Origin of the sequence: Streptomyces sp. sk2.1 (genome assembly GCF_008120935.1) — a bacterium.
Taxonomy (GTDB): Bacteria; Actinomycetota; Actinomycetes; order Streptomycetales; family Streptomycetaceae; genus Streptomyces.
In genome coordinates, this window is the sequence record NZ_RDBO01000057.1 from 1 (window position 1) to 10766 (window position 10766).

A 10766-nucleotide genomic window follows, 5' to 3' on the forward strand; every position below is an offset into this window, starting at 1 on the left:
GGACTGGGGACTGGCGGATCCGTTTCGGGGCGCTCTCGCTCATCTGGGGCTTCAGCTTCCTGCTGATCAAGGTCGGCACCGAGGGGTACGCCCCGTTCCAGGTCACCCTCGGCCGCCTCGTGGCGGGCACGGCGGTGCTGGTGGCCGCGATCGCGTAGGACAAGCGAGATTTTGTACGAGTGTCTGCGTAGCATTGCTTACATGTTGAATCTGGAGCGCCTGCGCACCCTGGACGCCTTCGCCCGGCACGGCTCGGTCAGCGGCGCCGCGGAGGGGCTGCACGTGACCACCTCGGCCGTCTCCCAGCAGATGGCGAAGCTGGAGCGGGAGGTGGGGCAGCAGCTTCTGGCCAAGAACGGACGCGGGGTCCGGCTCACCGACGCCGGCCGGCTGCTCGCCGACCACGCGGCCCGGATCCTGTCCCAGGTCGAACTGGCCCAGTCCGACATCGAGGCGCAGCGCGGCGAGGTGGTGGGCGAGATCCTGATCTCGGCCTTCCCGACGGCGGCGCGCGGGCTCTTCCCCGCGGCGCTCCGCACGCTGCGCGCGGACCATCCCGAACTGCGCGTGCGCACCCGGGAACTGGAGCCAGAGGACGGAATCCGCGCGGTGCTCAGGGGGGACACGGACCTCGCCGTGGTGCTGGACTGGAGCAACAAGCGCCTGCCCGTGCCCGGCGGCCTGTCCAAGGTCGAACTGCTGGACGACGCGCCGGACATCGCGATGCCCGCCGATCACCGGCTCGCGGACCGGACCGAGGTGGACCTGGAGGACTTCGCCGACGACGACTGGGTGTCCTGGCCCGAGGGCGAGTTCTGCTACGACTGGCTGATGTTCACCCTCCGTTCCAAGGGCATCGAGCCGCGCATCGCGCACCTGGCGGGCGAACATCACACCCAACTCGCCCTGATCGCCGCCGGGATGGGCGTTTGCGTGGCACCAAGACTCGGCCGCGGTCCGGTGCCCGAAGGGGTGCGGCTCGTGCCGGTGCGGCAGAAGATGCGCAGGCATGTCCACGCTGTGTGGCGCACCGACGCGGACCGGCGCCCGTCGATCAGGGCCGCGGTGGCCGCCCTGCGCGAGGCCGGCCGGACCCTGGACGTGCCGTGAGCCGTGACCGTGCCGTGAGTTGTGGGTGTGCCCGAGCTGTGACCGTGCCGTGAGTTGTGGATGTGCCCGAGCCGTGGCCGTGCCCTGAGCCGCAGGTACGCCTGAGTTGCGGGAGCGCCCCGAGCCCCGCAGGCGTGCCCGAGCCGTGGCCGTTCCCCGACGGTGAATGTGCCGTGTGCCGCGGATGCCGGCGCGGCGTGCGGGGGTTGTCCCCCGTGGCAGCGTCCACCGATCGGTGGACGGCAGGTTCAACCTGACACCTCTGTCCGTCAACTGCCCTGGTCAACAAGGCTTTCGGGCATGAACTCACTCACTGTGCGCATGGCGCGCCGCAGCGCGCGGCACCCCTGGCGGGCACTCGTCGGCTGGTTGGTGTTCGTGGCGCTGTGCCTGGCCGTCGGCGGGGCCGTCGGCACCAACGAGGCCAGGACGGCCGACTACCGCGTCGGCGAGGCGGGCCGGGCCGAGGCCATGGCGGCCGAGGGCGGCCTGGAACGTCGTTCCACCGAACAGGTGCTGATATCCGCCCGCTCGGGCACCGTGGACGGGCCGACCGCGGAGGCGGCCGCGCGGGACCTCACGGCCCGGATGCGGAAGCTCCCGGAGGTCGCGGACGTGGCCGCGCCGCTGTGGTCGGACGACGGCCGGATCCTCATGGTCGAAGTGGCCCTGAAGGGCGAGGAACGGGACGCGGGGGACAAGGTCGACGCGCTGATGTCGCAGACCTCGGCCGTTCAGGAGTCCCGCCCCGGACTGCTGATGGAGCAGACGGGCAGCCCCTCCACCAGCAAGGGCGTCGACCAGCAGCGCGACGACGACCTGGCCCTCTCCGAGAAGATCACCCTGCCGGTCACCCTGGTCACGCTGATGATCGTCTTCGGATCGGTCGTCATGGCCGCGGTGCCGCTGCTGCTGGCGCTCTCCTCGATCGCGGCGGCCATCGGCCTGTCGATGGTGGTCTCGCACCTGTCGCCCGACGTCGGGGTCGGCACGAACGTCATCCTGATGATCGGCCTCGCGGTCGGCGTCGACTACACGCTCTTCTACCTCAAACGGGAACGCGAGGAACGGGCCCGCAGCGGCGGCCGGCTGAGCACCGAGGCGCTGGTGGAACTGGCGGCGGCCACCTCGGGCCGGGCGGTCGTGGTCTCGGGACTGGCGGTCGCCGTCTCCACCGCGACGCTGTACCTGGCCTCCGACGTGATCTTCTCCTCGCTCGCCACCGGAACCATCGTGGTCACGCTGGTCGCCGTGGCCAGCTCCCTGACGGCACTGCCCGCGCTGCTGACCGTGCTCGGGCGGCGGGCGGAACGACGCGCCCGGCGCCGGGCCGAACACGGGAAACCGCCCCGGCGCCCCGCCCGCGAGGGCACGGGCCGGATCTGGACGGCGCTGCTGCGCCCCGCGGGCCGGCACCCCCTCGCCACGCTCTGTGTCCCGGTCCTCGCCCTGCTCGCGCTCGCCCTGCCCCTCACCGGGCTGAAGATCACGGAGATGAGCCGGGACACGCACTCCCGCGAGATTCCCGCGATGCGGGTCTACGACCGTCTCAACGAGGCGTTCCCCGAGCAGCGGGTCATCCATGACGTCGTCGTGCGCGCCGACGCCCCGCGCGGCCGGGAGGTCACCGCGGCGCTGCGCGAACTCGTCCGGCTCGCCGACGGGGACCCGCTGTTCGCCGGTGGCTCGCGCATCGACACCTCGGCCGACCACCGGATCAGCGTGCTGCGGCTGAGGACGCCGTACCTCGGCAACTCCCCGCAGGCCCGCGACTCCCTCGCCCACCTGCGCGACGAGTACCTGCCGGCCACCGTCGGACGGATCGCGGGAGCGGAGTACGGCGTCAGCGGGGACGTCGCCCGGTACGCCGACTACCCGGCCCACCAGAACAGCAGGATTCCGCTCGTCCTCGGGGCGCTGCTGCTGGTGACCTTCGCGATGACCGTGTACGCCTTCCGCTCCGTGGTGCTCGGCCTGATCGGGGTCGCGCTCAACCTGCTCTCCGCCGCGGCCGCCATCGGACTGCTCGTCCTCGTCTTCCAGGGCACCTGGGCCGAGGAACTGCTGGGCTTCACGTCCACGGGCTCGATCGGGTCGCGCGTCCCGCTCTTCCTCTTCGTGATCCTCTTCGGGCTCTCCATGGACTACCAGGTGTTCGTGGTGAGCCGGATCAGGGAGGCGGTGCTCGCCGGCGTGCCCACCCGGCAGGCGGTCCTCGACGGAATCCGCACGTCGGCGAGCGTGGTCACCAGCGCGGCGGTCGTGATGACGACCGTCTTCGTGAGCTTCGTCCTGCTGCACATCATCGAGATGAAGCAGATCGGCTTCGTGCTCGCGGCGGCCGTACTGCTCGACGCCTTCGTCGTCCGCGTCATGATCCTGCCGGCGGCGCTGCTCCTGCTGGGCGAGGCGACCTGGTGGCCGTCGCGCCCCGCTCCGGCCGAACCGGCCGCGGACGTCCGCGCCGAACTCCCGGCCGACGTACGTTGATCGGCATGACTGCTCTCGCCGGATCCTCCGCCGACGCCCTCTGGACCACGTCACTGCGCCGCTGGAGCACCGTGTGCTGGGTGCTGTTCGCCGCGATGGCGGTCGGGCTCGCCACGACGGACGGGTCCGTCGGGAGCAGGTACGCGGCGCTCGCGCTGCTCGGCTGCGTGGTGCTCTGCTACGCGCTCCTCGACCGCCTCCCGGGCAACCCCGTCGTACGGCCGCACACCTACCTCTCCGTGCTGGTGCTCGCGCTCGGCGGACTCGCGTATCTGCGCGGCAGCTACGCGGCACTGTTCATGGTGACGCTGCCGCACTACTGGATGTTCGGGCGCAGCCCCAGGGTCTCGATGGGGTTCCTGGGGCTGGCGACGGCGGCGACGCTGGCGGGGAGCTGGTGCCGGCAGGGCTGGTCGCTGCAGTTCTTCGGCGAGACCATGGTGTCCACCCTGATCGTCGTCGCCGTGGGGGTCCTGATCGGCCTGTGGGCGCATTCGGTGGTCGCGCAGAGCGCCGAACGCGCCCGGCTGATCGACGAGTTGGAACGGGCCCAGGCGCAGCTGTCCGAGGCGCATCAGCGGCAGGGGGCGGCGGACGAACGGGAGCGGATGGCACGGGACATCCACGACACCCTCGCGCAGGGGCTCGCGTCGATCGTCGTACTGGCGGAGGCGGCCGGGGCGGCACTCGCGTCGGACCCGGCGCGAAGCGCCCAGCAACTGCGCTCGATCGAGTCGACGGCCCGGGAGAACCTCGCCGAGGCCCGGGAACTGGTGGGCTCGGTCCAGCGGCACGGCGGGGCGGCGGCCGGGTCGGTGGCGCACACGCTGCGCCGCATCCTGGACCGTTTCGCGGAGGACACCGGACTCACGGTGGTCGGCGACCTGGCGGACGTCGAGTGCGACCAGCAGACCCGGATCGCGCTGCTGCGCTGCACGCAGGAGTCCCTGGCCAACGTCCGCAAACACGCGCGCGCCTCCACGGTCGGTGTGATGCTGAGCCGTCGCCCCCACGGGGTGGAGCTGGAGATCACCGACGACGGCACCGGATTCGTCCCGGAGGAGTCGACGGGCTTCGGGCTCGACGGGATGCGCAAACGACTGGCGGAGCTGGGCGGTCGGCTCACCGTCACCAGCTCGGTGGGCGACGGCACGAGGATCCTGGGGGTGATCCCCCTGGACCCGGTGCCCGGGGACGGCGGCACGGAGAACGACGAGGGAAACGAGGGGACGCGATGACCGGCGGACGGATCAGGGTGGTCGTGGTGGACGACCACACCGTCATGCGGGCGGGTGTCGTCGCCCTGCTCGCCGGCGAGGACGGCATCGAGATCGTCGGGGAGGCGGGGGACGGCCGGGCCGCCCTCGACCTCGTCGGGCGGCACGACCCCGATGTCGCCCTGGTCGACCTGCGGATGCCGGTGCTGGACGGGGTGGGCGCGACCGCCGGGATCGTCGAGAGATACCCGCGCACCCGGGTCCTGATCCTGACGACGTACGACACCGACCGGGACATCGAACGCGGTGTGGAGGCGGGCGCCATCGGCTACCTCCTGAAGGACACCACCCGGGAACAGCTCGCCGACGCCATCCGCGCGGCGGCGCGCGGCGAGACCGTCCTCGCGCCCCGGGTGGCCGAGAAACTGATCGCGCGGATGCGCCGGCCGGTACAGGAACCGCTCACCGCCCGCGAGACCGATGTGCTGAACGCGGTGGCCGACGGCCTGACCAACGCCGAGATCGGCAGACGGCTCGTCATCGCGGAGGCCACGGTCAAGACCCATCTCCTGCGTCTGTTCGCCAAGCTCGACGTGAGCGACCGGACGCGGGCGGTGGTGGTGGCCATGGAGAGAGGACTGCTGCGGCGACCCTGAAGGGGCCCCGGGGCCCGCCGTTCGTGCGGCGGGCACACGTACGCACACCCGGCCGCGGGTGGTGCCACCGGTTCACCGGCCGTCGCCGTCCGCACCGGCCCGGACCGGTGTGCCCGGCGGCGGCCGTCCCGCGGGTCAGGCCGTGGGCGGTCCGGGGAGCTTGTGGAAGTCCCAGGAGGTGATCGTCCTCGGCGTCAGCCGCAGCCAGGCGTGGCGGCCGTCGTGCGGCATGGTGTCCATCGCGAAGTACTTCTCCGCGAACAACCGTTCCGGTACGTCGAGTTCGGGACACGGTTCGCCGGTGCGGGGTGCCTCGCCCACCGGGACGGCCCCGCCGCGCAGCTCGATGCCGCGCAACTGGGTGTACTCCACCCCGTCGTCCACGACCACCGCGACCCTCGGATCCCCGCACAGCTGGGACCAGCGCAGGCTGCGGGTGATCGAGTACAGCCAGAGGGAGGTGCCGTCCCAGACGAACCAGAGGGCACCGACGTGCGGGCTGCCGTCCGCGGACACGGTGGCGACCCGGCAGGTGCGCTGCTCCGTGAGATAGGCGTCGCGTTCGGCGTCCGTCATCATGATCCGGCGTCCCCGCCGCTGACCGGTGGTCATGGGTGCCCCTCCCATAGCTGACTAAGTGTCAGAAATCATGGGGCCTCTTCCCCCTTCGCGCAATGGCGGATAGCCTCGCGCGCCCCGTCCGCCGCCGAAAGGGGCAGCCGTGCCGTCGACGGAACGACTCGCCGCACAGCTCGATCCGGCCACCACCGCGCTCATGACGGTCGAATGCCAGGAGGGGGTCGTCGGCCCCCGCAGCGCCCTGCCCGAACTGGCCGGACAGGCCAGGTCCTCCGGCGTCCTCCACCGGGTCGCCCGGCTGGTCGGGGCCGCCCACGGGGCCGGGGTGCAGGTGCTGCACGCGGTGGCCGAACGCCGTCCCGACGGGCGGGGCTCCAACAGCAACGCCCGGCTCTTCCGGGCCGCCGGCCGGCTGCCCGTGCAGCAGCACTCCGGAACCACGGCGGTACGGGTCGCCGCGCCCATCGAGGTGGCCCCCGAGGACCTGATCGTGCGCAGGCTGCACGGGCTCTCGCCCATCGCCGGGACGGAGGTGGACGCGTTGCTGCGCAACCTCGGCTGCCGGACCCTCGTCGTCACCGGGGTCTCCGCCAATGTCGCCGTGCCCAACGCCGTGTTCGACGCGGTGAACCTCGGTTACACGGCCGTGGTGCCGTCCGACGCCATCGCGGGGGTACCGGCCGAGTACACCCCCGCGATGGTCCGCAACACGCTCGCCCTCGTCGCCACCGTCACGACCACCGACGACGTGCTCGGATGCTGGTCGGACCGGACACGGTTCAGGGCAGGAGCGTGATCGAGCCGTCCGTGACGGCGATCTTCTTGACCGGCAGCGGTTTGGTGGCGGGTCCGTGGACCACGGCGCCCGACGCGGCGTCGAACCTGCTGCCGTGACAGGGGCAGTCGATGGTGCCGCCCGACACCCTCGACAGGGTGCACCCCTGGTGGGTGCACTTCGACGAGAACGCCTTGAACTCGTCGGCCTTCGGCCGGGTCACCACGACGCCCCGGTCGGCGAAGACCTTTCCGCCGTTCTCGGGGATGTCGGCCGTTCTGGCCAGGACGGTCCCGCCGTCCGTCCTGCTGGCCGTCCCCCCGTCGGAGGGCTTCACCACGTCCGAGCCACCCGACTCCTCCCGGCCGCCGCACGCGGCGAGTACGGCGGCCAGCGGTGCGGCCCCGAACGCCATGACGACGGTCCGGCGGCCGGAACCGGTCCCGGGGTCCTGCGATGCGCTCATGCCGGTCTTCCCTTCCGAGGTGTCCACGTCCGTGCCGTCCCGGCCGTGACGCGCCCGGCGGGGAACCGGTGCGTGCGGGCGGCGGCCATCAAGTCATCGGCAGGTCCGTGCGCCGGCATGAGCGGTCGGGACGTCGGCCCTCAGGCGTCCGTGCGGAAGACCGGCTTCCCCTCCCGCAGCCGGGCGAAGAGGAGTGTCTTGTCGAGCTGTTCCTCCTCCTCGTCCTCCTCGGTGCCGAACACCTCGTCCACCAGCAGCTCGCGCAGCTGCTCCTGTACGCCCTCGCCGTAACCCTGCTGGAAGTCGTCCAGGTCGAAGTGGGTGCCCGCCTTCACCGTGGCGATCGTCTCGTGCTCGTCCTCGATGACCAGACGGGCGCGGATCGTCCCCGCCCGGAGCGTCTGGTCGTTGTAGTAGCCGTAGACGATCCCGGCCTCGATGTCGCCGCCGACGGACATCTCGCCGTCGGTGTGCACCCCGAGGGCCGTGACGTCGCGGCCGACGGCGACGACGGAGGAGGGGCCGCAGTCGGCCAGGCAGCCCCCGACCGTGAGCGAACCGGTGACCACGAACGGGGCCAGCACGTCCAGATGGCCCTTCACCAGCAGGTTCCCGTGGTGGAAGAACGGCTCACGGATCTCCTGGTCACCCGTCAGCGTGCGGTCCGCACGGGCCCCGTCGCCCAGTGTCCGCGCGCACAGCTCCGGTATCAGCGGCACGTGGTCGGGGTCGATGCCGTCGCGCAGCCCGGTGAGGAGGTCCTGGAAGCTGTCGAAGTCCGGCCGGGTGAACTCCGTCAGCCGGCCGCTGTCGTCCGGCACCCCGGCGGCCCGGCAGGTCTCGGACAGCTCGGCGCGCATCTCCTCCGCGACCCGGCGGGCGGCCGCCATGTCGATGGGCAGCGGCCCGCCCTCCACCGCGGGGTACTCGACACGGGCGGGCGCGCCCGCCGCCTCCAGCGCGGCCACGAGCTCCGCCCGCGTCCTGCGCTGCTCCCGGCTGAGCTGCGGCAGGCGCAGCGCGACCCCCAGCGGGGTCCGGCCGAGCCGGTCGACCGCGCCGGTGTCGGCGTGCCGCTCCAGCAGCAGTTCCACCAGCCGGGGGCGGCCGCAGTCGACCGCGGAGTGCAGCGGTGTCCTGCCGCGCTCGTCGACCGCTTCGAGAGGGGCGCCGTGGTCGAGCAGGAACGCCAGGACCGGGGGCGCCGCACAGCCGTGGTGGGCGAACGAGCCCCCGGTGGCGAGGGAGCAGCGCCCGTCGAGGCGGGCCCCGGCCCCGACGAGGAGCCCCAGCACCTCCACCGAACGGTCCACCACGGCCTCCGGATCGGAGTCGTTGGCGCAGACGGCCCACCCGGCGGCCGTCACCCCGTGCTTGTCGACCGCGTGCACGTCCGCACCGCACTCCAGCAGCGCCCGGACGACCTCCGGGGACGGCAGCGGTCCGTTGCCCTCGTACGGGGCCCTCACCGCCCGGTGGAGAGGGGTGGCTCCTTCCTCGTCACGGGCCGACGGGTCCGCGCCGTCGGCTGTCAGCGCACGCACCTCGGCGGCCCGCCGCTCGGGGTCGGCGTCGGGGGCGGGGATGACGGCGGCAAAGAGTGCTCTGTTGGCCAAGTCGCTCATGGGCGGGACTCTAGGGTCCGCCTCTGACACCCCGTCCCCGTGCCGTGCACGCCTCCGGACCGGGCGAAGTGACCGGGTGTCAGACGCCGGGGGCGCGGTGGGTGGGGCGGCCGTCGAGGACGGTGAGCAGGACGGGCAGGTCGGACAGGTCGGTGTCCGGCACGGTGAGCGGGTTGTCCGCGAAGACGGCGAGGTCGGCGCGGTGGCCGACGGCGAGGCGTCCCGCGAGCCCCTCCTCGCCCGCGGCGAGGGCGGGGTTGAGGGTCATGCCCCGGAGCGCCTCCAGCGGCGTCAGTGCCTGCCCGGGGTTGTGCGGGGGCTGGGCCAGGTCGCGGGTGGGGCGGCGGTGCCGGCTGCCCGCCATGACGGTCAGCGGGGGGTAGGGGGCGATCGGCCAGTCGGAGCCGAGCACGACGGTGGCGCCCGAGTCCCACAGGTCGCGGCAGCGCCAGGCGCGCGCGGCACGCTCCTCGCCCAGGCGCCGGGACCAGTTGTCGGTGTGGTCGGCGCGGGTGAAGTCGCAGCAGTGGGTGGGCTGCATGGAGGCGATGACGTCGAGTTCCCGGAACCGCCTCAGGGTGTCGTCGGGCACCGTCTCGATGTGCTCGATCCGGTGGCGCACCCCGGTGTTCCCGGTGGCGCGGGCCTTCTCCACGGCGTCGAGGACATGGCGTACGGCGGCGTCCCCGATGGCGTGCGTGGCGGTGGGCACCCCGGCACGGTGGAACTCCCCGATGACCTCCGTGTACCTCTCGGGGTCGGGCCAGAAGGCGTGGGTGGACTCGCCGTGGCAGTCGGGACGCTCCAGCCAGGCCGTGCCGTTGTCGATCGTGCCGTCCATGAAGAGCTTGACGCCCTCCGTCCGCCAGAGCCGCCCGCCCGCGCCCTGCCCGGCGATGAGCGCGCGCAGCGCCTCCGCGTCGGTGTCCGGGCGGCACCAGGGAGCGACCCGGAGCCGGAGCGGGAGGGCGTCGTCGGCGTCGAGCTCGGAGTACAGGGCGAGGCTCTCGCCGTTGGCGTCCATGGCGTGGCCGCCGGTGAGACCGGTGGCGGCCATGCCCCGCAGGGTTTCGGCGAGGTGCTCGCGCAGCTCGGCGCGGCTCGGCCGGGGCGCCGCCGCCTCGACGACCGCGCAGGCCGCCTCCTCCAGCAGGAGCCCGGTGGGCCGGCCCTCGTCGTCGCAGACGATCTCGGACGCCTCCTCGAACCGGCGCGGGCCGTCGACGCCCGCGAGTTCGAGGGCGCGGGCGCTGGCCAGCATCGAGTGCGCGTCGAAGAGCAGGAGGAGGGCCGGGACGCCGTCCAGCACGGGCCCGAGCGCGGCCGAGGTGACCGGCCGGTCGCCGAACACATTGGGGTCCAGGCCCCAGCCGTGCAGCCAGGCGCCGGGTTCCAGCGACCGGACCGCACCGGCCAGGGCGCTGCGCACCTCGTCGAGGTCGCCGCACTCGGAGAGGTCCAGCCCGCGCGAGAGGTCGGCGCCCGTCACCGGGTGGATGTGCCCGTCGACGAGGCCGGGCGTCACCACGGCGCCCTTCAGGTCGATCACCGTCGTCGAGGAGTCCGCGAGTCCGCGCATCCGGCGGTCGTCGCCCAGATCGGTGATCCGCCCCCCGGAGACGGCCAGGGCCGTCTGGGGCAGCAGTCCGCCGGTGAGCGGGTCGAGCAGCCGGGCGGAGAGCAGAACGAGACTGGTGCGCACAGGGACTCCTTGAGGTGGTGCGGGCCGGCCCGTCGCGGTCGGGCCGGCCCGCACCACCTCAAGGAGTCCCTGTGCGCACCAGTCTCGTTCTGCTCTCCGCCCGGCTGCTCGACCCGCTCACCGGCGGACTGCTGCCCCAGACGGCC

At 72.9% G+C, this 10766-nt stretch carries 9 protein-coding genes and 1 pseudogene; 6 read left to right on the forward strand and 4 right to left on the reverse strand.

Annotation, left to right across the window (positions count from 1 at the left end; genetic code table 11):
- From EAO76_RS46450 to EAO76_RS21345, 5 genes and pseudogenes are all read left to right on the forward strand, one after another.
- Window positions 1-155: pseudogene (locus tag EAO76_RS46450) on the forward strand (EamA/RhaT family transporter); the annotation flags it as partial.
- 46 nt (window positions 156-201) lie between these two features.
- The gene (locus EAO76_RS21330) at window positions 202-1110 is read left to right on the forward strand and encodes a LysR family transcriptional regulator (protein WP_148837560.1); all 909 of its coding nucleotides are present in this window, start codon (window positions 202-204) and stop codon (window positions 1108-1110) included.
- 300 nt (window positions 1111-1410) lie between these two features.
- Window positions 1411-3600, forward strand: coding sequence for an MMPL family transporter (locus tag EAO76_RS21335; protein ID WP_148837561.1), 2190 nt, complete (start codon window positions 1411-1413; stop codon window positions 3598-3600).
- A gap of 5 nt (window positions 3601-3605) precedes the next feature.
- A complete protein-coding gene (locus EAO76_RS21340; RefSeq protein WP_187438728.1) occupies window positions 3606-4838 on the forward strand; it encodes a sensor histidine kinase in 1233 nt (410 codons plus the stop codon).
- Window positions 4835-5473, forward strand: a complete 639-nt coding sequence (locus EAO76_RS21345) for a response regulator transcription factor (protein ID WP_148837563.1) — start codon at window positions 4835-4837, stop codon at window positions 5471-5473. Before EAO76_RS21340 ends, EAO76_RS21345 begins: the two co-directional genes overlap by 4 nt.
- A 135-nt stretch (window positions 5474-5608) precedes the next feature.
- Here EAO76_RS21345 and EAO76_RS21350 read toward each other — a convergent pair whose 3' ends face one another.
- Window positions 5609-6085 carry a pyridoxamine 5'-phosphate oxidase family protein gene (locus EAO76_RS21350; protein WP_148837564.1) on the reverse strand — a complete coding sequence of 159 codons (477 nt, stop codon included), beginning with the start codon at window positions 6083-6085 and terminating at the stop codon, window positions 5609-5611.
- Window positions 6086-6194: 109 nt separating this feature from the next.
- On the opposite strand from EAO76_RS21350, the gene EAO76_RS21355 reads away from it, so the two are divergent.
- Entirely contained in the window at window positions 6195-6848 is a 654-nt protein-coding gene (locus tag EAO76_RS21355) for a cysteine hydrolase (protein WP_262375633.1), read from the forward strand.
- On the opposite strand, the gene EAO76_RS21360 is transcribed toward EAO76_RS21355, so the two are convergent.
- The 3 genes from EAO76_RS21360 to EAO76_RS21370 all read right to left on the reverse strand — a co-directional run bounded on the left by EAO76_RS21360 (window position 6832) and on the right by EAO76_RS21370 (window position 10620).
- Window positions 6832-7293: a Rieske (2Fe-2S) protein gene (locus tag EAO76_RS21360; RefSeq protein ID WP_148837565.1), complete on the reverse strand. Its 462-nt coding sequence runs from the start codon at window positions 7291-7293 to the stop codon at window positions 6832-6834. The two genes, EAO76_RS21355 and EAO76_RS21360, sit on opposite strands and share 17 nt — an antisense overlap.
- Before the next feature lie 140 nt (window positions 7294-7433).
- Entirely contained in the window at window positions 7434-8918 is a 1485-nt protein-coding gene (locus EAO76_RS21365; RefSeq protein ID WP_148837566.1) for an ankyrin repeat domain-containing protein, read from the reverse strand.
- 79 nt (window positions 8919-8997) lie between these two features.
- A complete protein-coding gene (locus EAO76_RS21370; protein WP_148837567.1) occupies window positions 8998-10620 on the reverse strand; it encodes an amidohydrolase in 1623 nt (540 codons plus the stop codon).
- Between the last annotated feature and the right edge of the window lie 146 nt (window positions 10621-10766).

Excerpts from the sequence above, each read along its gene's own strand:
- EAO76_RS21330 (WP_148837560.1), top strand. The coding sequence starts at position 202 with ATGTTGAATCTGGAGCGCCTGCGCACCCTGGACGCCTTCGCCCGGCAC.
- EAO76_RS21335 (WP_148837561.1), top strand. The coding sequence starts at position 1,411 with ATGAACTCACTCACTGTGCGCATGGCGCGCCGCAGCGCGCGGCACCCC.
- EAO76_RS21340 (WP_187438728.1), top strand. The coding sequence starts at position 3,606 with ATGACTGCTCTCGCCGGATCCTCCGCCGACGCCCTCTGGACCACGTCA.
- EAO76_RS21345 (WP_148837563.1), top strand. The coding sequence starts at position 4,835 with ATGACCGGCGGACGGATCAGGGTGGTCGTGGTGGACGACCACACCGTC.
- EAO76_RS21350 (WP_148837564.1), bottom strand. The coding sequence starts at position 6,085 with ATGACCACCGGTCAGCGGCGGGGACGCCGGATCATGATGACGGACGCC.
- EAO76_RS21360 (WP_148837565.1), bottom strand. The coding sequence starts at position 7,293 with ATGAGCGCATCGCAGGACCCCGGGACCGGTTCCGGCCGCCGGACCGTC.
- EAO76_RS21365 (WP_148837566.1), bottom strand. The coding sequence starts at position 8,918 with ATGAGCGACTTGGCCAACAGAGCACTCTTTGCCGCCGTCATCCCCGCC.